The sequence below is a fragment of the Streptomyces sp. NBC_01549 genome, from assembly GCF_026339955.1.
Lineage (GTDB): Bacteria > Actinomycetota > Actinomycetes > Streptomycetales > Streptomycetaceae > Streptomyces.
The window spans coordinates 791,151-811,679 of record NZ_JAPEPW010000003.1; the positions used below are offsets into that span (position 1 = coordinate 791,151).

Sequence of the window (20,529 nt, forward strand, 5' to 3'; positions counted from 1 at the left end):
CCGATCATCGGTTCTGGAATCATTCGCTCATGGAATTCGAACTCACGCCGCCCACCGGTCTCGGCGCCCTGGTCATCGGCATGCCCCGCGAGGCGGCAGACCAAGCGCTCGCCTCGTTCCGCGATTCCTCAGCGATCTCGGAATCAGACCAATTGGGCAGGTTCGTCTTCCGGCCAAGCGGCCTGATGGTCAGCATTCACTGCTCGCGCGGCAAGCTGGAAGCAATCGAGCTGGGCCGACCCGCCAGCGGCCAAGACATCGTCCGGTTCCGCGGCATCGATGTCTTCGGTCTGCCCGCTGCCGAGGTGGTCACCCAGCTGCGAGGGCTCGCCACGATCACCGAGGCCGAGGACGACCCGGCCTCCTTCATCGCACCAGACCTTCTTCTCAGCTTTTGGCGCCCCTTCGAAGCGGACGACAAACCCGACGAAGAACAGGGCTACTACTTCAGCTCGGTCCTCCTGGCTCGCCCCGGCTACTACGACACACCCGCTGAAGCCGCTGCCAGACTCCGCGCAGCTGGAGACCAGGAGCGATGACCTGACGGAGCTCGACTGGTGACGATCCAGCGTTGCCGCCCATCAGAGTGGAAGGGCCTCATTAACCAAGGTCTTCAACTCTGCCGGCAGATCAGGTGAGTCCCGCCAGTTCTGGGCGATCAGCAAGAGCGCGACCCAGCGCCACGCGCCTCAGCGTTCGGCTGCCCGGAGAAAACCGCGTCCAGCACCTGCCTAGCGAGACCGTCGACAACCTCATACAGGGCATCGGAGACCTTGCTCACGTCATCCAGAGGCGAGCCCGCAGCATGAGACGGTGCACCGTCGAGCCGGATGGTGACTGAGGCAGCCGAGTACGTCCTTCCATGGAGGAAGTCACGAAGGCTGCCAACTTGATGACGAGACGGCAGAAGCGGCTGATCAGGACTCTGAGACACCCCGTCACCCTATTTGAAGCGGGACCGTGGCTAACGTCCCTCACACAGCAGCGAAGCTCTGAGCTGCAACGACGCCACACAAACCCGAGATAACGCCAGTGAACATCGCTGGTTGCGGTCACACAACACGGATGGTCCAGCGCAGTGGAAGACACGCCACCGGCGAGGCATCGCAGGTGGGCTGATCTGCCCGGCGACCACCTCTAGCCTGAGCGCATGGCCTTGAGCACCGATGAACGTGCCCTGCTGACACTGAGTGGTGTGCATCGTGAAGTGGCAGGTCACGGGCCTGGTGTGATTCAGTGCCCCGGTGCTCGTGCTGGTCGCGCGCGGCAGTCTGCCGTGTAGATCGTCGGGCAGGGAGGACTTCGCGGGTTCTGGTCCGTTCCAGCCAGGGGGCTCCTACGCTCCCGGGCATGGTGGACCCCGAGGTACTGGAACGGATCGCAGCGCGCAGCGCGGAACTGGACAGTCTGGAGGAAGCGCTGGTCAAGCAACTGGACCAGGTGCGGGCCGAGCGGGACGAACTCGCAGTCGCTGAGCGGGTTCTGGCGCGGATGAGCGAGCAGATCGCCGGGGAACGGGCTGCCGTCGCACCAGCGTGGGCGCAGGTCGGCGGGCGGGCGGTGCTGCTGGTCCCGCACCGCGGCGACAGTGTTGACGAGGCCGCGCTTCCCGGCGACTACCGCCGGATCCTGGCGATCGTGCGGGCCGCCGGCGGTCCGGTGCAGGTGCGGGCGGTGGGCGAAGAGCTGGGCCTTCAGGTCGAGGTGCGCGGGAAGCTGGAGCCGCTGCGGGCAAAGCTGGTCAAGCTCGCGGACCGCGGCTGGCTGCACAAGCGCGGCGACGGGAAGTTCACCGCGCGCCTGTAGCCGTGCCTGCCCGGCAGCCGCAGTGGCGTAACTGGAGGGCCCTCGGCGGCAGTTGAGTTTGGTGTGAAGAAAAACAACAGCCTCGCCGAGAGTCCCGACGGTCTTGTCTACACCGCTCGCCTGCCGCTGTCGAGCGCCACCTTGAACGGGCTCAGCTGCCTGATACGCGGCCACCTGAGGAAGATCGGATCGCGGTGGCGGGCCCTGTCCGCGGGGAGGATCGCCGGGATCGTGCTGGCTGTGCTGCGCTGTGACCAGCGGCCCGGCGATCTGGCCGGCGGGAACGGGGTGCACCGCACCACGGTGTCCCGGTGGGTGCGGGAAGTCGTCGGGCTGCTGGCCGCCCGCGCCCCGCGCCTGGACCGCGCGCTGAAGAAGATCGCCCGATCGGGTGGCGGGGTGGTCCTGCTGGACGGCTCCCTGATCCGCACCCACCGCCGCACCGGGACCGAGAACCGGAAGAACTACTCCGGCAAGCACAAGTGCCACGGCCTGCTCGTGATCGCGCTCACCGACGACAAGGGCCGACTGGTCTGGGTGAGCGCGGTCCGGCCCGGACGCGCCTCGGAGATCACCGCCTGCCGCCACGACAAACTCACCGCCCACCTGCGCGCGGCCGGCCTCGGCGCGATCGCGGACCTGGGCTTCGTCGGTCTCGACGACGGCGGCCCGGACGCGGACCCGGCGGTGATCACCGGCTACAAGGCGGCCCGCAACCGGCCCCTGACCAGGGGGCAGAAGCTGTCCAACAAGGCGCTGGCCGCGGTCCGGGCCCCGGTCGAGCACGGCTTCGCGCATCTGAAGAACTGGCGCGTGCTCGGCAAGGTCCGCACCGACCCGAGGTGGGCGACCGCGCTGGTGCGGGCTCTGCTCGTCCTGACGAACCGGGAAGTCGCCCGCTGACCGGTGATCTCCACCGATCGTTCTGGCTCTCGCCTGGGCCTACCACCGGCGGCGGCGCCCTGCCCGACGCAGGGCGGGCGCCGGGTTCAGACGTAGGTCCTGCGCCACTGGTCGGCCGCGCCGAGAAGGGTCATGCCGGCGGAGGTGTAGGCCTGCATGGCACCGGTGTTGTGGGTGTCCACGTCGACGCCGACCGTGCGGTGGCCGCGGGCGCGGAGGAGGCTGAATGCGGTGGTGAGGAGTTGGGCGCCGAGGCCGTGGCGGCGGTGGGCGGGGTGAACGCCGAACCAGGCGATCCAGGCGCGGTCGACGGGGTCGCGGGCGATAAGGGCGCCGGCGGGGACGCTGTCAAGTTCGGCGAGGAGCCACAAGTCGGGGTTGTAGCCCTCGCGTCGGCGCTGGGCGTGGTGGAAGGCGTCGAAGTCCGGGTGGGGGTGCTCCCGGTCGTCGGTGAAGGCCTCGTTCAGCACGGAGTGGACGGTGCGGAGGTCGGTCTCGTTCCGGGCCGCACGCACCGCGGGCGCGGGGTGCTCGGGGAGGCGGATGGCGTCCAGGTCGACGGTGAGGCGGCTGCTGCTGTCCACGACCGTCCAGCCGCGGCTGAGGAGTTGGTCGTGGGGGAAGCAGCCAGGAAGCTGATACAGCGTCACCGGCGTGTCAGGGGTCGGCAGGTCGTGGGCGGCCCAGACGTCGAGGCGGTCCAGGAGCGACGCGGTGACGGCAGATGCAGCCGGGGACGGCGCGACGACCAACTGCGCACGCAGCTCGCACGGCTGAGGCGCGGGATGGAGGGCGGCGAAGCCGAGCAGGCCGCCGTCGAGCCCCGACGCGGTCCACGTGCGGGAGGGCAGGTCCAGGCCGGGGGCGGCCAGCATGCTGCGCGCCTCGGCGGGGCCGGACTCGCGGCGACCGACAGTCGCCTCCTCGTCCCGGCCGAGCAGTTCGGCGAGGGCGTCGACGTCCGCCACGGAAACGGCTCTCCACTCCATTCCCGCACTGTCACAGGACGAGGCGTTGGCCGCCAGCGGATTTAGGCGGCGCCGCGGCAGTGGGCGACGATGAGGGAAGGCGCACACGCCTGCTCGTCCTCACAAACGGGGAAGTCGCCCGCTGACCGACGATCTCCACCCAAGTCACCCGCCCGTCACCAGCATGAGTACCCCGGAGCCGACGCACACCAGGCCCGTGACCTGCTACTTCACGATGCACACCACTTAATGGAAAGCGCCTGGGCGCGGATCTTGTCCTCACTGTCGTTCCTCTCCTGCAGTACAAGCACCGCTGCCCCAGCTGCGACGAGCAGCATCACAACCGCCACCACCAGCATGAACATCTGGCCAGCCAGACTGCGCGGGACCAGCACCGAACGCAAACGCCGGCATGCCGACCGTAGCCAGGCCCTGCGGTGCCACTCGCGCTGCCACGAACGCTCATGCCAACTCCAGGTAGGCCCACCCTTGAATCTTCGGGGAACCCAAGATTGCGTAAATCGCATCATATATTGATTCTTGCGTGAATATCCCTATTGTACGAACCAACCGGTCGCCGAGGTCATCCGTCACCCCAGCGCAACCTGTGCCGCGCACCTGAGCGCATGGGCATGCCACGGTTTCCATCCCGTCACGTATAGTGAATGGACCCCGCGGTGAGTCATGTCATGTCCGTGGTGTCCTGCGGCGCGGTGCGCAAGAAATTCTGTCAATCCCCTCGGACTGTGGAGATCTTCTAAGCGGCCAGCTCCAAGGCGGAGCTGGCTCGGTGGTCGTGTTCGTAGTCGATCGGACTCCGGTAACCGCACATGCCGTCACCTGCGGGGTGCGGCCGCTCCGGCCCCAGGTGCAACCGGTCGGCCTCCGCCTCGATGCCACGCTGGCGTCCGGCGCGCTTGAGGGTGGCTTGGAGCTGTGTGCGGGTCAGGCGAGCCGCGCGGTTGGGGGTGGGGGCGGCCCTTGAGCAGGGCGTGGGCCTCGGGACGGCACAGGCCGTTCTTCCACGGCTCGACCGCGGCCAGGGCGGCGGGGTAGTACTCACGCAGCAGCGAGCGGAGCTGGTTGGCGATGGTCTGACGGTTACAGGTGGCGTCCTGCTGTGCCCGGGCCAGGACGGCGATGGCGCGGGCGAGATCGGTGTCGTCGGGCAGAGGCCGGTGGGCATGCATGTCCGTGCGCAGGATGTTCGCCAGCACGAGGGCGTCACCGGGGTCGGACTTTTTGCGCGAGACAGAGTGGCGATCGCGGTAGCGGGCGGCGGCCATAGGGTTGATCGCGTAAACCTTCCGCCGGCCGGTGCGCAGGACGGCGACCAGCAGGCCGCGGGAGGTCTCGATCGCGATCGGGACGGGGTTGTCCTCGGTGTCGCCGTGCTCGGCGAGCAGGTCCAGAAGGACCTTGTAGCCCGCTGCGTCGTCGGTGATATGCCGTTTGGCGACCAGCGTTCCGGTGTGGTCGACCATCGCCACGTCGTGTGTCTTCTCTGCCCAGTCGATGCCGCAGTAGATCAAGGTCCCTCCCGGTAGTGCCTATGCGTTTGTACGGGTCACGAGCTCGAGCGGAACCACGCAGCGACCTAATCCCAGGACTCGACCCTCGGGGCCGGTCCGCCACCTCAGCAGCTGTTCGTGGCACCAGCGCACCCCACGGGCCTCGGTCTGTGCGGGAGCTCCAAGATCGGCTCGGGGGTACCAAGAGGTCACCGTGCGATGGGCTCGCACCACCAACACCAACGAGTGATCAAGCTGGCGGCGTTGACGGTGGCGGTGGTCGCGAGGGCACCGGACGCCGCGCGGTCTACAGCTAGGCGTCGAAGCCCGGAGACGTGTAGGCGTCCGTCCGCCGCCCAAGCGACCGCCACCACCATCAGAGCCGGGCCCCCACCGATGCACGGAAAGGTTTCGGGAGCCTGAATGAAGCCAGACGCCACAGTCCCGGCATTCTCGAACGGCTCGTCCGTGTTCCCGATCTGGCAGACCGTCCTACCCACGGATTAGGAGACGTCCTACCTTGTTCGTGGGTTGGACGGGCCGTCGTAAGGTCCAGAGACCCAGAGACACCGGGTATGGCTTCCAAGCGGTTGCCCTCGATGGTTCCATCCACCTGGCCGCCCGGTGTCTCACGACGACTCGGCCGCTGATTAGGAGCTGCGAACGCCTTCGAGCGGATCGCTGAGTAGGACCACGCCGGCGAGGTCGTCCGGGAGAACAGAGCGTCATCGAACGACCGGAGGAACAGGTGGCCCAGATCTGGGCGGGTACGGACATCGGCAAGACCCATCACCACTGCGTGGTCCTCAACGCGGAGGGCGTACGGTTGCTGTCGCGACGGGTCTTGAACGACGAGCCGGAGCTGCTGGCCCTGCTCGCCGATGTGCTGGCCCTCGACGAGGACGTGGTCTGGGCGGTCGACGTTGCCGACGGCATGGCCGCACTGTGGATCAGCCTCTTGCTCAACCACGGCCAGCACCTCGTCTACATACCCGGCCTGGCGGTTAACCGGGCTTCGGCCGGATACCGGGGCATGGGCAAGACCGACGCGAAGGACGCCACCGTCATCGCCGACCAGGCCCGGATGCGCCGAGACCTGACCGTCCTGAAGCCGGACGACGAGCACGCCATCGAACTGCGGATCCTCACCAGCCGTCGGGCCGACCTGAACGCCGACCGCACCCGCCGGATCAACCGCCTGCGCGGCCAACTCACCAGCATCTTCCCGGCCTTGGAGCGAGTCCTCGACCTGGGCAACGCCGGGCCGCTGATTCTGCTGACCGGCTATCAGACGCCGGCCGCTCTGCGTCGAACTGGCCGCAGGCGCCTGGAGACCTGGCTGCGGAACCGTAACACCCGCAGTCCCGAAGCCCTGGCCGAGGTCGCCCTGGAAGCGGCTGAGCGCCAGCACACCGCCGTCCCCGGGGAGAAGATCACGGCGCAGGTGATCCATACCCTGGCCAAGGAGGTGATGAGCCTCAACGAGCAGATCACCGAGATCGACAAGCTCATTGCGGCCCGGTTTCGCGACCACGAACTCGCCGAAGTAATCTCCAGCATGCCCGGCATCGGCCCACTGCTGGGCGCGGAGTTCCTCGCCGCCACCGCCGGCGACATGAGCCGCTACGGCACCGCTGACCGCCTGGCCAGCCTTGCCGGAGTCGCTCCGGTCCCCCGGGACTCGGGCAACATCAGTGGCAACCTGCACAGGCCCAGGCGCTATCACCGCGGGCTGCAACGCGTCTTCTACACCTCCGCGCTGATCAGCATCCGCAGCTGCGACCAGTCGCGTCGTTTCTACGAACGCAAGCGCGCCGAAGGCAAGCGGCACATCCAGGCCGTCCTCGCCCTGGCCCGACGACGCGTGAACGTCCTGTGGGCTCTCATCCGTGACGGACAGTGCTACCAAAGCAACCTCCCCGTCACTGCTGCGGCTTGACAACATCATTAGGAGGTGGATCGTGGAGCGCGCCTACGGGATCTTGATGCTGCACCGCAGACTGGTGCGTGACTACAAGCACCTGCCGCGCAGTTCGGAGTCGAGGGTGTACTGGGCGATGACTGCGGTGATACTGCGCCGGCCGACCGGGGCCACCGCTGCGGCCTGGCGCATCGCATGACCGGCGGGGAGCTGACCCTCGGGGCGGTGCTGGCCCGGCTGGAGGAGCGGGAACGCGAGATCGCCGCGCAGGCCGAGACGACGGGAGAGCAGATCGCGCGGCTGACCGCACGGCTGGACGAGCTCGACAGAGCCGCCGAGGAGGTCCGGATCACCCGCAAGACGCTGCTGGAACTGCCCGATCCGCAGCCGCCCGCGCCGCCGGCACCGAAACTGCCCGACCATCCGGCCTACCAGCAGATCATGGCGGTGTTCGCCGCGTCCGACGCGCCGCTACGGGCGCGGCAGGTGTGCGAGGCGATGGACCTGAAGATCGCACCCAACAACATCAACAACACCCGCCTCAAACTCAAACGGCTGACCGAGCACGGAATCCTGGCCGAGACCGAGCAGGGCTTGTTCACCCAGCCGCGGCCGTAGCCGCCCGGCAACCCCGCTTGCCCCTCCCGAAAGGGAGAAACGGACATCACCTCACGTACCGCCCTCTCACGGCACAACCTCTGATAGTTAACTTGTTACCCATACCCTAGATGGAGGATGTTTCGCTCGTCAACCACGCGGAAATGGTGCTTCACATGAGTGCCCCCGATGGCTCCACGACCAAGAGCAGCGAGCCTGGCGCAGCCTGATGACGATGAGGTCAGCTTGTCCAGTACATCGAACGGCAACTGCGGGGCACGCAGCGGACTCGGTCGCCGACTACGAGGTGCTGGCACAACTGTCGGAAGCACCGGAAGGGCCGCTCCGGTCCTTGGCTCTCGGCGACGCGCTGCACTGATCGTGTGGTGGATATCAACTCTTAGTGCGTTGTGGCAAACCGGATCTCGTTCGAAGCCTGCGGCGCGGGTGATCGTTCGGACAGAGTTGCCGGTGTGGTCGCGGGCATGAAGAAACGGGCCCCTTGGTAGTGACGTGGTTGTTGAGGCCGGTCACGAGCAAGGAGACCCGTTGTCCGACCAGTTGACCATCTCTGCTGTACCCGCGTCCACCGCGGTCACCCCGGAGTGCGACTGCTACGCGCACAGGTTCGGTTCGATCGCTCCGGGACGGCGGGCAGGCTGCTATCCCAGTGACATGACGGACGCGGAGTGGGCCGAGGTCCGCGCGGCGATGCCGGTACCGGCCTGGCTCCTCAAGCAGGGCGGGCGTCCGGAGGCGTATTGCCACCGCGAGATGCTCGACGCTGTGCGCTACCTGGTCGACAACGGCGTGAAGTGGATGGCCCTGCCGGTCGACTTCCCGTACTGGCGGGCGGTTTACGACTTCTTCCGCCGCTGGCGGGCCTGCGACTACGTGCGTGAGCTGCACGAACGCCTGCGCTGCGTGGCGAGGGAACGCGCAGGCCGCAACACCGAGCCCAGCGCGGGAATCATCGACAGTCAGTCGGTGGACGCCTCCGAGACCGTCGGCGAGGACAGCCGCGGATACGACGGCGGGAAGTCACGTGACGGGCGCAAGCGTCACATCCTGACCGATACCGAGGGCCTGCTCCTGGAGGTCACCGTGACCACGGCCGACGTGCACGACTCCAAGGCCGCCCCCGCGCTGCTGGAGACGTTCATGGACCAGCCGGGCCGGCTGCTGAAGTTGGTGTGGGTCGACAGCGCCTACCAGGGTCCGGCACTGGCGAAGGCGTTTGCCCGCCACGGAGTGCGGATCGAGGTCGTGCGCCGCTCCGACGGCAGGCGCGGATTTGTCGTACTGGCCCGCAGGTGGGTGGTGGAGCGCACGCTGAGCTGGCTCTCCCGCTCACGCCGCCTCAACCGCGACCACGAACGCCGCCCCGACCACCACACCCAGATGGTGTGGTGGGCCGCTGTGATCAGGCTGTCGAGGCGCCTGGCCGGGGACGCTCCGCGCTGGCCGGAGAGGCGCCCCGGCCGACTGCTGCGGGCGCGGGCATGAACCGTCCGTCCCCCGCCCGCACCAGCCAGCCCCGCTTCTCCAGCACATAGGCACGGTGACGGATCTTCTCCACCTCGTTCTTGATCTCCGCCTCCCGGCCCACCGCCCGCGTCAGCTCCACTCCGTTCACCGGCCCCGACGCAGCCACCACCGCGGCGAACACCTCCCGGTACAAGCCCCTGAGCGCTTCCTCGCCCATGCCCGACCGCCACACCGGCGGCCGCTCGCCCTGCCCCGCGCCGGGGCCGCTCGATCCCACACCGGCAGCCGTCTCACCGCCAGACGACACGGAAACCGGCGTATCAACGTCGCTCTCCTCGGCCAGCACCGACACGAGCTCCTCACGCCCCACCCGGGCCCGCTCGACCCGCTCCCGCGCGGCATCCACCTCCGCCTGAGCCTGCTCCAGAACCTCCGTCCAAGACTCCAGATCCCGCCTCGCCCGCGCCTCACGCTGTTCCATCAACCCCAGCACCGACGGCATCGCACCCTCCTCGATCCACAACAAGCCGTCCGCTGCCTGCCCCTATCCCTCCGCAATCATGCTCCGCACACGGAATAGTCCCTGCTCATCGAACAGGGACTCCCTTTGCCACAACGCACTGAAGAATCTGCCGCCCGATGGGCTGACCGATGGCGGGGTTGTTGATGGCGAAGAGATCGAGCAACGTCAGATAGGTCGCCTGCAGCGGGGGCTCCCCGGTGACGAGCATCGACGCGACCGCCAGCCCCACCACACACCCCACCAGTCCGGCGAACGACCAGCGCAGCCGCCGCGACAGCAGCGAGCCGAAGGGCACGACGCTGCGCCCGGCGGACGGCGCGGACGCGGCGTACGACACCGTCTCCAGGACGACGGTCCCGCGCCCGGTGGCCGCCGCCACGGCCCGCTCGTCGGGCAGCAGCCGAGGCCCCTGCGACCCGCTGCTCTCCGAACCGTCGGCCCCGGCGGGGTCGTTGGTGGTGGCGGACAGCAGCGCGAGCGTGCACAGCCCGGGATCGGCGACCTCACCGGGCCCCGGCGGCGGTCGCTCCACCGCCCGCAGCATCAACCCATCGGTCTGGACGACCTTGCTGGTCCCGGCGACGGCGGTCGCGGCGAGCGCGGGCGCGGCGGTGTCGGCATCGGACAACACGGTGGTGGAGGCATCGAACCCGATCCCCCCGCTCCCGCCGCCACCGTCTCCCTCACCATCGGCCACGGTCATGGCCAACGCCGAGGCCTGATCGAGGAGTTCCTCGATGTGCTGCCCGAGGCGCCGGTTGTAGAGCCGTATGACGAGCCGCAGCCGCGGATTGAGGCGGCGCGCGGTGAGCGCGGCCCGGATGTTGGTCTCGTCGTCGTCATGGACGAGTGCGAGGGCGGCGGCCCGTTCCACACCCGCCTCGGCGAGTACGGACTCGGTGAGTTCGGTGGCCTCCAACACCCGCTCGGAACCGGCGGGTTCGGCCGTCCGGTTGGGCGGACCCTCCCCGTTGCCCGCGGCCCGGTTCACCGCCGCGGACATCCGGTCGAACAGAGTCGAGGCCCGCGCCCGCCCGACCACCGGCGGCCGCACACTGCGCTGGGTGGGCGGCACGACGAGGGTCACCCGTTCGCCGTACACACCCCGCAGTTCGGCGGCCAGCCGGTGCGCCAGGGCGTCGTCACCGGCCACCACCATGTGCGCGGTCGTGTCGGTCGACGGGCTTTGATACGGAAGGGTCCCCACGAGGGAGAAGAGTGCCGCACGGGGAGGTGTGGTTCCAGAGGGCGGCCGGCAGACCGACGTCGCCTCAGCGACGCGTACGGGCCCGTGCCTCGCGCGGCGGCCGGACGAACTGCAACTCCAGCGCGACCGGAGGTTCGGCGACCCCCGGCCCTCCGGCGGACGCCCAACTCACCAGCTCCTCGGTGCAGTCGTCCCCCATCGCGAACCCGATCCAGATCGCCCGCGCACCCCGGCGCCGCGCGTCCCCCGAAGGCTGCACGACCACGACATTGGCCTGGTCGCAGGGTCCGAGACAGTCCACGGTCCGCACCACGAAGCGTCCCCCGGACGCCTCGGCCCCGGCCCGCAACCGCTCCAGCTGCCAGACGTGATCGTCGTCGGGATACTTCCGCGGATCGCCGCAGCAACACCCACGGCAGACGACCAGTGTGCAGGGCCGCGACGCGGCGGCACCGATCGCCACCGTACGAGACCTGCCGGCCGAGGCTCGGTTCAACGGGTCGGCTCTCCTTGTCGAACGTACGTCTACAGCCGCAGACGATAGTTGACGATCCCCGTCGCGATTGGTTCGAGATGGACGGCGGCGCAACGGCGAAGGCCGGCCCGGCCAGGTGTTACGTCCGTGAGCGGCCGGCCGGCACTCTCGATTCGGGAACGCGCACCCATACCGTCGATCACCGGCAGGTCCGTTGTCAGTGCCCGCGGTTATGGTCTCTCACGCGCGGTCGGCTTCCGGGGGTTCCAGCTCTGAAGGGAATGGTTGCATCCCCGGCCTGTCTGGGGGCGGCCCGGAGATTCGTCCGGGACCTAACCGACGGTCGGGCTTCGTCGATGGCCAGGAGACAACCTGCCAGCGCCGACCGCGCACCACCGAAGTAGCCCGTGAATTCGTGGCGCCGCCGCCTGACCACGGGCCCGTTGGGGCACTTCCTCGCGGCCAGAAGGGCAGGCTGCGCCCGGGACGGCAGTGCGACGGCGGTTCGGATGCTTGGGTCGCGGGGTGTGTTCTGCCTAGGCGAGGGGTGGTCGGTGATGAGCGAGACGGTCAGGAATGACGCCGAGGCGATGGCCCGGGTGGGGTCGGCCCTGGGTGAGCTGGGTGAGCGGTGGAAGGAGCTCGCGGACCGGCTCCAGGCGCGGACGCGGGAGCTGGGCTCGGGGGATGTTCATCGGTGATGGTGAGGAGGGCCGGCAGTTGAGGGAGAGTTTCCTGCCGGCTCAGCAGGGGCTGGTGGAGGCAATACAGGGTCTGGGGCCGCTGGGTGCGGGTTCGGCGGACGCGGCGCACGGCACGGCGGGTGTGTTCCAGCAGGTGGATGAGACGACCGGAAAGATCGCCGCCGATCTCAGTGACGGCTGAGCGTGGACACCATCGAGGTGCCGGGGGCGTTGGCCTGGCTGGCGAAGATCGTGGTGGGTAGTGAGTGGCCGAAGGTCAAGGAGGGGCTCCTGTGGGAGCTGGGGCAGCTGGACCAGGAGGCGGCCCGGCTGCTGGGTGAGATCCTTGAGGCGTTGCGGCGTGTGATTCCCGGTGCGGCTGCCAGTGCGACCGGTCCGGCCGGTGACGCGATGACGGATCTGCTGGACCGGCTGTCGGCCGTGATACCGGATCTGGTGGAGACGGCGAACGCGCTGGGGGATTCGGCGAAGTCGACCGCGGCGGAGATCCAGTACGGCAAGTTGATGATCATCGGGGTGATGATCTGGCTGGCGGCGGAGCTGGCGGCGTTGCTGCCGTGGTCGTGGGTGCCGGGTGTTTCGGCGTTGATCGAGGCGGTGGAGGCCGCGGCGGCGGTGGTGGCCAGGACGCTGCTGGGCCGGATTTTGCGTTCGGTGGCCGCGCGTGCGTCGTTCTCGCGTGCGTTGCAGGCGGCGGGTGCGGCTTCCGCGAGCCGGATCGCGCAGTTGCTGGAGCGGCTGGGTGTGGACAAGGGTGTGGCGCGGTCGGCGGGTGAGCTGGGCGGCAGGATGGTCAACGGCGCGCTGGCGGGCACGGCTTTCAACGTGGGTCTGGACGTGGGGATCCAGGCGGGTCAGATGGCGGCGGGGGTGCGGCAGTCGTGGAACACGCAGGCCACGGCGTTCGGCGCGTTGACGGGTGTGGCCGGTGGCGTGCTGGGCGCGGGTCTGATCCATGGGGTGCAGTCCGCGGTGGGCAGGCTGGGGGAGAAGTCCGGGGCGCGCAGGGCTGACGCGGAGGGCCTCAAGGGCCCGGAGCGGGTCATTCGTGTGGCCGAGGTCCGGGCGGAGATGACGAGCTGGGTGACGCCGCCGGCGGTGACGCGGCCGGCGTGGAAGACGGAGAACTTCACGGAGTGGAAGAGTGCCGCGGGGCTGAGGTCGCTGCCCGCCAGGGCCGCGGTGGGCGGGGCGGCGGGGCTGGGTGCCACGGTCATCGGTAACGCGGCCTCGGGTTACAACGGTGGTCTGGGACTGGGTTTCATCTCGGGAGCGGTCGGTGTCATGGCCGAACGCCCCCACATCCACGTTCCCCACATCGACATCCCCCATGGTGAGGGCGGTGGCGGGTTCTCGGAGCTGGACCTCAAGACCGGCGACACGAAGGAGAAACCGGAGGCGCCGGGAGCCGGGACGACGGTCCCGGGAACGGGGGCGGGGCCGACCGGAACGGGAACGACGGGGTCGGCTGGAACGGGAGCGGCGGGGTCGACGGGAACGGGGTCGACGGGAACGGGCCAGGCTGGAACGGGGTCGGGGGTTTCGTCCGGCGCGTCACGGTTCGCGTCGTCCGGTGTACCCGTGAATGCCGATGTCCCCTCCGGCCTGGCCGGCCAGGCCGGGCCGCCGCAGGCGCAGGCGGGGCCGGTGGCGGCGGGCGGGACGGGTCCGGTCGCCGCTCCCGGGACCGGGGCTGGGGCCGGGGCTGGGGCCGGGGATGTCACGGCGTCCGGGCAGGCTCGGGCCGAATCGGGACCGCCGCGAGCCGGGACGTCCGCGACCGGGCCGGTCGTGGTGGGTGGCGCGGCCGTGCCCGGTGGACTGCCCGGTTTCCACACTGAGCTGCGCAGCGGTCATCCCGGGACGGAGCCCGCCGCTCCCGGGGCGGAGCCCGCCGTTTCGACCCCCGCGCGGACCGAGGCACACGCGATGCCCTCCGGTGGGGTCAGGGAGACCGAAGGCGTGGGCGGACGCGGGCCGGCAGCCCACGCGGAGCACACCGCGGCGTCGGCGGTGCCCGCGGTAGCCGGAAGGCCGGATCTCTTCCGGGGCACCGGCCGGCCCCAGCCGGACGCGGTCGTCGCGGCGGCGGTACCGGGGGGGCCCGGCAGTGGGATGACGGCACACGGCGGGACAGCGCCTGTCCCCGGCTGTGACTCACCCCTGGGTGCCGGGTCGGTGGGCGAGGGCGGCACGAGGGGTGCCGCAGGGCCCCCGCCCGGACCTGGTCCCGCGCACGGCGACGGCGTGGTCCCGGCCGGGGCGGTGGGTGCCGGCGGCCGGGCGGCGGGGCTCGCCACCGCGGCCACCGACGCCGGGGACGGCAGCACACGAGGGCCGGGAACACCTGGCCCGGACCGCGCTGCGCATACCGACGCCGTCGGCGGCAAGAGCGCCTCCGGCCCGGGCTCGCGACGAGCCGGCGAGACCACCAGGACGGCCTCGGCCGGCGGGGCCGCGGCGGGCCGGCCGCTGTCACCGACGGCCGTCACCTCCGTCACCTCCGGGGTTCCTGCCGCCGGGCATGTCCCGGACCGGTCCCCGGCAACGCGTGGCGGCCCCGGACGGGAAGACCCCGGCACACCGGCCCGGACCGACGGCGCCGCGGCGTCCGGCGGCACACGTCCAAGCGCACCACACGCGGGTGCGGGGGCCCGCACCGGCGGGCACACCGCTCGTCCCTACCGCGCGCCGGACGCCGAGCAGCCGGGAGCCGGGGAGAGCGCCGGACGGGATCCGCTGACGCGTCCGCCCGGCGGAAGCGGTGCCCGATCCGGTGATGACCCTTCCTCGCACGGCACTGCGGCCCAGGGCTGGGCACAGCGTTCGCGGCCCGGGCGTGCGGGGGGCGATCCGTCCGGTGGCCCGGTTCCCGCCGTAGGGGACTTCAGGTCGCCGCCGCCGGCCGGCGCAGGGCGGGCCGCGTCCCCGGCCGGGCCCAGCGGCTTGACCGATGCGGACAAGTCCATCCTGGCCGCAATCGACGCACGAGGGAAACTGTCCGATGAAAAGCTGGTCTGGGCCGCGCGACAGGTGAACATGGATCACGATGGTCTGCTGTCGATGGGGGATGCGCCGGAGTCGGCGGCTGCCCGCCGGCGTGACCTGCTGGATCATATGATCAAACTCGTCGCCGATGTCTACGCGACCAAGGGTGAGCAGGCGGCAATGCTCCGGTCCCGGGAGCTTGCCTCGACCTACGGAACGGCGCGTGAGACGGGGTTCCTGCCGGGCGGAACGGACCGCCGCACGAGCAACTACTACGGTGACGCCGGCCCGTCGCGCCCCGCCGGTTCCTTCCCCCCGGCCCCGCAGCGCCCGGGCTCTGCCGCCCAGGTCCAGCATCCCAGCCTGGGCGGACGGCCTTCCGGCAGCCGGGCCGCTGCTGGTCCCCAAGGGCTCCCGGCGGCAGGGGGGGCCGGCAGGAGTGCGCCCTCTCCCGCGCCGAACCCGCTGTCCGCCGGGCCCGCCCGCCCGGGGGTGCCCGCGGGCGGCGGCCCGGGCGGCGGGTGGAACGGGACCGGGGAAGAGGGCCGGTATCTCCCGCTGAGCGGGCATCCTGCCCGTGCGCCGCACGGGCAGGATGCCCGTGCGGCGGCGGGTGCGGGCGTGCGGCGTCCTTCGTCCGCGGCGGGACAGTCGGTGTACGCCGCCGGCGTGCCGGCCGGCCAGCACCATGCCGTGTACACCCGGAGACAGAGCCCCGCGCCCCGCCCGGGACGGGACAGCGGCACGAGCGGCAGTGGGACGGGCCCACGGGCCTGGTACCCGCCCGCCGCACCCGACACCCAACCCCCGAACCGACATGCGCCCGCCCCCGCGCCGGGCGGGTCCTCGGGCCTGCGTGCGCCCTCCCCCGCGCAGAGTGGATCGTCGAACTGGCGTGCGCCCTCACCCGCGCCGGGCGGGCCTTTCGGGCCCGACGAATTCCATACGCCACGTCTGCGCGGCGGGGTGGGCAGGCGTCTTGGGAACTTCTTTTCCTCGCCGTTCAGGCCATCGGACGACGGTGAAGAGCGGCAGAGTAGCAGCGTCGGCGAAAGCGGGCGTCGTTCATCGCTGGATATGCGTGACGCGGGTCGGGCAGTGGGTCGTGGTTCCAATGAAGTGTCAGTACAGCGGGAGAGCGAGTCGGCGGGCTCAAGCAGATTGCCGGCGAGAGGCTGGCGTCGTCCTTTCTTCGCCGCAGGGTTCCGGCAGACCCACAGCTCCCAGGAAGGTGCTAGCCCCTCGGCGACGACCGCGATGACTTTTGTCTACGGCGTGCGAGCCGCCCAAGCTCAACGCGGCGTGTCCGGAGCTGTCGGCAGCCTGACGCAAATAAGCCGACGGCAGGTCCCGCTGAGCGGGCATCCTGCCCGTGCGCCGCACGGGCAGGATGCCCGTGCGGCGGGGACACCCAGACCGGATGCGGGGGAAATGCCGGGCGATGTAGAGGGCGACCGTACCGACAGTCCGCTGCCGGACACGAAATGGTACACGCGTGACTATACTGGAGTTCTCCCAGACGACCTGAGGGTCGCTCAGACAGAAACAGACTCAACTTTGGCATCCCAAAGAAGGGAACGCTTTGCATCGCAATGGAAATCGAGTTACTCCGGTTTCGTTACCATGAATTCGCTGCCGCCACTGACGAGAGACATTTCCAGCTGGCCTGTTCCTGATTGGATAATCGAAGTCTCTCGGGAGAACATAAACAGAGCCTACCAGGGGAACGAAACATACAAAGAGATTCTCCAGCCAGAGTCGCCCTATATCCCAAGTACCGAATTCGGGGGCAATCGAGGATACCCCTTCACTTTCGCCGAATTGCGCACTTCTGAGCCACTTGTTGCCGAATCGGCGCTGTACATTTACCGGGCTCGCATGTACTATCTCTGGGACGCGAGCGGCGCTTTTTTTCTCGCGAAAGAATTGGTTGGTGAAGATGTTAAAATTCGCACTTCCCATGGCTTCTCCTACTAACTCAGCCTGGATCCACCGCGCGATAGTCGGTCTGTGGACGACGAAATAAGAAGAGGTGCCCGCTGACCTGGGATGATGGGAGTTCCTACACCCTCATCAGTCCCACGAAGCAAGGCACCTCGTAAGTGAAAGTCTCCCACAGCCCGGCGGCCCTGTTCGCCGCCTTCGACGACCCGGACCTGATCGCGCATGCCGGGCTGGTCCCGATGATCCGGCTGGCCGAGCGGTGCGGGCTGCCCCGGCTGGTGGCCGAGAAGGTGAAGCTCACCGGCGCGGCCAACGGTGCCGGTACGGCAGCCGACGCGAAGGCCCTGTCGATCGTGGGTGGCATGATCGCCGGGGCGGACAGCATCGAGGACCTGGACGTTCTTCGCCACGGTGGCCTGTCCCGCCTGTTCGGCGGGGTGCGTGCGCCCTCCACGCTCGGCACGTTCCTGCGCGCCTTCACCTGGGGACACGTACGCCAACTGCAGTCAGCCGCACGGGCGTTCACCTGCAACCTCGCCACGCACACCGGCCTGGTCCCCACCGGAGACGAGGTGGTGTTCGTGGACATCGACTCCAAGGTCAAGCAGGTCTACGGACCAGCCAAGCAGGGCGCCTCGTTCGGCTACACCAGACAGCGCGGCCTGCACTTCCAGATCGTCACCGTCAAGACGGGCACCTGCGCGCCGGTGATCGTGGCAACGAGGCTGCGCAAGGGCTCTGCCAACTCCGGCAAGGGTGCGGCCAGTCTGCTGCGCGAGGCGCTGGCCACCGTGCGGGCGATGGGCATCACCGCCCAGATCATCGTCCGCGCCGACTCCGCGTACTTCTCCCACAAGGTCGTCGAGGTCTGCCGCAAGGCCGGCGCACGGTTCTCGCTCGCGGTCGCGGTCAGGAAGAAGATCCGCGAGGCCATCGCACACATCGCCGAGGACGCCTGGGCGCCGATCAAGTACACCGCCGCCGTCTGGGACGACCGGGAGGAACGCTGGATCTCCGACGCCGAGATCGCCGAAGTCCCCTTCACTGCCTTCACCAGCAAGAAGAAGGCATACCACACCACCGTCCGGCTGATCGTGCGCCGCGTGAAGCGGCTGAACCCCAAGAGCGTGCCCGAGGGGCAGGCCGAACTGTTCGGCGTCTGGCGCCACCACGCCCTCTTCACCGACAGCCCGTGCCGGTGCCGGCCTGGCTGCTCAGACAGGGCGGGCGTCCGGAGGCGTACTGCCACCGTGAGATGCTCGACGCTGTGCGTTACCTGGTCGACAACGGCGTGAAGTGGATGGCCATGCCGGTCGACTTCCCGTACTGGCGGGCGGTCTACGACTTCTTCCGCCGCTGGCGGGCCTGCGACTACGTGCGGGAACTGCACGAACGCCTGCGCCGCACGGCGAGGGAACGCTCAGGCCGCAACGCCGAGCCCAGTGCGGGAGTCATCGACAGTCAGTCGGTGGACGCCTCCGAGACCGTCGGCGAGGACAGTCGCGGATACGACGGCGGCAAGGCACGTGACGGGCGCAAGCGTCACGTCCTGACCGACACCGACGGTCTGCTGCTCGAGGTCACCGTGACCACGGCCGACGTGCACGACTCCAAGGCCGCCCCCGCGCTGCTGGAGACGTTCATGGACCAGCCCGGCCGGCTGCTGAAGCTGGTGTGGGTCGACAGCGCCTACCAGGGTCCGGCGCTGGCGAAGGCGTTCGCATGCCACGGAGTGCGCGTCGAGGTCGTGCGCCGCTCTGACGGGCGACGCGGATTTGTCGTACTGGCCCGCAGGTGGGTGGTGGAGCGCACGCTGAGCTGGCTCTCCCGCTCACGCCGCCTCAACCGCGACCACGAACGCCGCCCCGACCACCACGCCCAGATGGTGTGGTGGGCCGCCGTGATCAGGCTGTCCCGGCGCCTGGCCGGGGACGCTCCGCACTGGCCGGAGAAGCGCCCCGGCCGACTGCTGCGGGCGCGGGCATGAACCGTCCGTCCTTCGCCCGCACCAGCCAGCCCCGCTTCTCCAGCACGTAGGCACGGTGACGGATCTTCTCCACCTCGTTCTTGATCTCCGCTTCCCGGCCCACCGCCCGCGTCAGCTCCACCCCGTTCACCGGCCCCGACGCAGCCACCACCGCGGCGAACACCTCCCGGTACAGGCCGCTGAGCACCTCCTCACCCATGCCCGACCGCCACACCGGCGGCCGCTCGCCATGCCCCGCGCCGGGGCCGCTCGATCCCACGGCGGCAGCCGTCTCACCACCCGAAGGCACGGAAACCGGCATATTCACCGTGCTCTCCTCCGCCAGCACCGACACGAGCTCCTCACGCCCCACCCGGGCCCGCTCGACTCACTCCCGCGCGGCATCCACCTCCGCCTGAGCCTGCTCCAGGACCTCCGTCCAGGACTCGAGATCCTGCCTCGCCCGCGCCTCACGCCGTTCCATCAACCCCAGCACCGACGGCATCGCACCCTCCTCGATCCACAACACGCCGTCCGCTGCCTCCCCTACCCCGTCGCGATCATGCCCCGCACACGAAGAAGCCCCTGCTCATCGAACAGGGACTCCCTTTGCCACAACGCACTTACATGGGAACGGTGTTTGCTGGGCTTTCGGCGCTGGTCGTCAAAGGCGTGGTGGTCTCGGCCCCGGACCCGGGAGGTGGCGCTGCCGTGTCCGGCGTGAGGGACGCCGACGGTGATGAGGTTGATCCCTTGGGGTTGTCCCAGCCCAGCACCACCGCTGCCCGCCGGGCGCCCAGCCCATCGGCTCCCGGGTCCAGGGCAGTGGCCATCAACGCCTGGTAGTCCACCGACAGGTCACGGCATCCGCCACCCCCGCAGCATCTCGACCGGCAACGGGTCGAGACTTCCGTGACAGATGTAATCCCATATCTGACCAGCGACATCCGCACATGGGGTTCGGAAAGAGAACGACCTCTGAAGACCTCACTGATCGTGGTGTGGGACCGGCTGAGCACGCACATCTCCCAGACCATGAAGGCGCTCGTTGCCGACGGGACTGACTGACAGTGGTCCCGCTGCCCGGGTATGCGCCCGACCTCAACACGGTGGAGGGCCTGTGGCCGCACATCAAGCAGAGCCTGGCCAACCTGGCTGCCGTACCCTGAACGAGTTGGAGACTCTGCTCCGCAAGCGGCTGAAGGCGCTGCAGTACCGGTATGGCATCCCCGGCGGATTCCTCGCCGGGGCGGGGCTTACTCTCGACAGACCGGACGGACCCCAATACGCCGAAGTCAGTGACCGAACCCCGTCTACGTCGACGTTCTGCATCGCCGCGACGCCGTTGTCAGGGACGCGGGTCGGGCAGCCGGTGCCGAGCATCACGGTCCCGCCCTAATCACGTTCAGAGTCTGGTTGAGGTCGCAGAGCTCGGGGGTACTGCTGGGCAGGTTCCGCGCACTTTCGAGTATTTCATGCGCTCACCTCCTGTGTTAGCGTGCGCCTCGCTCGCACGTTTTGTCGTCTC

The 20,529-nt window shown here is 69.3% G+C and carries 20 protein-coding genes and 3 pseudogenes; 13 read left to right on the forward strand and 10 right to left on the reverse strand.

Annotated features, from left to right (window positions below):
- The first annotated feature begins 29 nt into the window (after window positions 1-29).
- The 3 genes from OG819_RS50025 to OG819_RS50035 all read left to right on the forward strand — a co-directional run bounded on the left by OG819_RS50025 (window position 30) and on the right by OG819_RS50035 (window position 2,709).
- Window positions 30-539, forward strand: a complete 510-nt coding sequence (locus tag OG819_RS50025) for a hypothetical protein (protein WP_266653364.1) — start codon at window positions 30-32, stop codon at window positions 537-539.
- 811 nt (window positions 540-1,350) lie between these two features.
- On the forward strand, window positions 1,351-1,806 hold the full coding sequence (locus OG819_RS50030) for a hypothetical protein (protein ID WP_266656341.1): 456 nt from the start codon (window positions 1,351-1,353) through the stop codon (window positions 1,804-1,806).
- Between the two features lie 63 nt (window positions 1,807-1,869).
- Complete coding sequence (locus OG819_RS50035; protein WP_266656352.1) at window positions 1,870-2,709, forward strand: transposase family protein; 840 nt, start codon at window positions 1,870-1,872, stop codon at window positions 2,707-2,709.
- A gap of 86 nt (window positions 2,710-2,795) precedes the next feature.
- Here OG819_RS50035 and OG819_RS50040 read toward each other — a convergent pair whose 3' ends face one another.
- The 3 genes and pseudogenes from OG819_RS50040 to OG819_RS50050 all read right to left on the reverse strand — a co-directional run.
- On the reverse strand, window positions 2,796-3,698 hold the full coding sequence (locus tag OG819_RS50040) for an N-acetyltransferase (protein ID WP_266656354.1): 903 nt from the start codon (window positions 3,696-3,698) through the stop codon (window positions 2,796-2,798).
- Window positions 3,699-3,907: 209 nt separating this feature from the next.
- Entirely contained in the window at window positions 3,908-4,042 is a 135-nt protein-coding gene (locus OG819_RS50045; RefSeq protein WP_266656356.1) for a hypothetical protein, read from the reverse strand.
- A 533-nt stretch (window positions 4,043-4,575) separates the two neighbouring features.
- Window positions 4,576-5,161: pseudogene (locus OG819_RS50050) on the reverse strand (transposase); the annotation flags it as partial.
- Between the two features lie 775 nt (window positions 5,162-5,936).
- Here OG819_RS50050 and OG819_RS50055 point away from each other — a divergent pair.
- The 4 genes and pseudogenes from OG819_RS50055 (at window position 5,937) to OG819_RS50070 (ending at window position 9,212) form a co-directional block, all read left to right on the forward strand.
- Window positions 5,937-7,127: an IS110 family transposase gene (locus OG819_RS50055; protein ID WP_266653268.1), complete on the forward strand. Its 1,191-nt coding sequence runs from the start codon at window positions 5,937-5,939 to the stop codon at window positions 7,125-7,127.
- 10 nt (window positions 7,128-7,137) lie between these two features.
- A pseudogene (locus OG819_RS50060) lies at window positions 7,138-7,308 on the forward strand (IS5/IS1182 family transposase); the annotation flags it as partial.
- Entirely contained in the window at window positions 7,305-7,727 is a 423-nt protein-coding gene (locus OG819_RS50065; RefSeq protein WP_266656358.1) for a hypothetical protein, read from the forward strand. The pseudogene OG819_RS50060 and the gene OG819_RS50065, both read left to right, overlap by 4 nt.
- 528 nt (window positions 7,728-8,255) lie before the next feature.
- Window positions 8,256-9,212, forward strand: a complete 957-nt coding sequence (locus tag OG819_RS50070; protein ID WP_266647766.1) for an IS5 family transposase — start codon at window positions 8,256-8,258, stop codon at window positions 9,210-9,212.
- On the opposite strand, the gene OG819_RS50075 is transcribed toward OG819_RS50070, so the two are convergent.
- The 3 genes and pseudogenes from OG819_RS50075 to OG819_RS50085 all read right to left on the reverse strand — a co-directional run bounded on the left by OG819_RS50075 (window position 9,130) and on the right by OG819_RS50085 (window position 11,420).
- On the reverse strand, window positions 9,130-9,696 hold the full coding sequence (locus tag OG819_RS50075) for a hypothetical protein (RefSeq protein WP_266647764.1): 567 nt from the start codon (window positions 9,694-9,696) through the stop codon (window positions 9,130-9,132). The genes OG819_RS50070 and OG819_RS50075 overlap by 83 nt on opposite strands.
- Before the next feature lie 118 nt (window positions 9,697-9,814).
- A pseudogene (locus OG819_RS50080) lies at window positions 9,815-10,876 on the reverse strand (NAD-binding protein); the annotation flags it as partial.
- 112 nt (window positions 10,877-10,988) lie between these two features.
- Window positions 10,989-11,420, reverse strand: a complete 432-nt coding sequence (locus OG819_RS50085) for a (2Fe-2S) ferredoxin domain-containing protein (protein WP_266656360.1) — start codon at window positions 11,418-11,420, stop codon at window positions 10,989-10,991.
- 536 nt (window positions 11,421-11,956) lie between these two features.
- On the opposite strand from OG819_RS50085, the gene OG819_RS50090 reads away from it, so the two are divergent.
- Window positions 11,957-12,100 (forward strand): hypothetical protein, encoded by a 144-nt coding sequence (locus tag OG819_RS50090; protein WP_266656362.1) that lies wholly within the window; start codon window positions 11,957-11,959, stop codon window positions 12,098-12,100.
- Window positions 12,087-12,284, forward strand: a complete 198-nt coding sequence (locus OG819_RS50095; RefSeq protein WP_266656364.1) for a hypothetical protein — start codon at window positions 12,087-12,089, stop codon at window positions 12,282-12,284. Before OG819_RS50090 ends, OG819_RS50095 begins: the two co-directional genes overlap by 14 nt.
- Here OG819_RS50095 and OG819_RS50100 read toward each other — a convergent pair.
- The 3 genes from OG819_RS50100 to OG819_RS50110 all read right to left on the reverse strand — a co-directional run bounded on the left by OG819_RS50100 (window position 12,271) and on the right by OG819_RS50110 (window position 13,960).
- The gene (locus tag OG819_RS50100) at window positions 12,271-12,918 is read right to left on the reverse strand and encodes a hypothetical protein (protein ID WP_266656366.1); all 648 of its coding nucleotides are present in this window, start codon (window positions 12,916-12,918) and stop codon (window positions 12,271-12,273) included. The genes OG819_RS50095 and OG819_RS50100 overlap by 14 nt on opposite strands.
- Window positions 12,919-12,957: 39 nt before the next feature.
- The gene (locus OG819_RS50105; protein ID WP_266656368.1) at window positions 12,958-13,320 is read right to left on the reverse strand and encodes a hypothetical protein; all 363 of its coding nucleotides are present in this window, start codon (window positions 13,318-13,320) and stop codon (window positions 12,958-12,960) included.
- Between the two features lie 337 nt (window positions 13,321-13,657).
- Window positions 13,658-13,960 carry a hypothetical protein gene (locus OG819_RS50110; RefSeq protein WP_266656565.1) on the reverse strand — a complete coding sequence of 101 codons (303 nt, stop codon included), beginning with the start codon at window positions 13,958-13,960 and terminating at the stop codon, window positions 13,658-13,660.
- Window positions 13,961-16,348: 2,388 nt separating this feature from the next.
- Between OG819_RS50110 and OG819_RS50115 the strand changes: the two genes are divergently transcribed.
- From OG819_RS50115 to OG819_RS50125, 3 genes are all read left to right on the forward strand, one after another.
- On the forward strand, window positions 16,349-17,068 hold the full coding sequence (locus OG819_RS50115; RefSeq protein WP_266656370.1) for a hypothetical protein: 720 nt from the start codon (window positions 16,349-16,351) through the stop codon (window positions 17,066-17,068).
- 125 nt (window positions 17,069-17,193) lie between these two features.
- The gene (locus tag OG819_RS50120) at window positions 17,194-18,330 is read left to right on the forward strand and encodes an IS1380 family transposase (protein ID WP_266656372.1); all 1,137 of its coding nucleotides are present in this window, start codon (window positions 17,194-17,196) and stop codon (window positions 18,328-18,330) included.
- On the forward strand, window positions 18,291-19,022 hold the full coding sequence (locus OG819_RS50125) for an IS5 family transposase (protein ID WP_266656374.1): 732 nt from the start codon (window positions 18,291-18,293) through the stop codon (window positions 19,020-19,022). Before OG819_RS50120 ends, OG819_RS50125 begins: the two co-directional genes overlap by 40 nt.
- On the opposite strand, the gene OG819_RS50130 is transcribed toward OG819_RS50125, so the two are convergent.
- On the reverse strand, window positions 18,940-19,356 hold the full coding sequence (locus OG819_RS50130) for a hypothetical protein (RefSeq protein ID WP_266656376.1): 417 nt from the start codon (window positions 19,354-19,356) through the stop codon (window positions 18,940-18,942). The two genes, OG819_RS50125 and OG819_RS50130, sit on opposite strands and share 83 nt — an antisense overlap.
- An 819-nt stretch (window positions 19,357-20,175) precedes the next feature.
- Between OG819_RS50130 and OG819_RS50135 the strand changes: the two genes are divergently transcribed.
- Window positions 20,176-20,400, forward strand: coding sequence for a hypothetical protein (locus tag OG819_RS50135; protein WP_266656378.1), 225 nt, complete (start codon window positions 20,176-20,178; stop codon window positions 20,398-20,400).
- Window positions 20,401-20,529 lie beyond the last annotated feature (129 nt).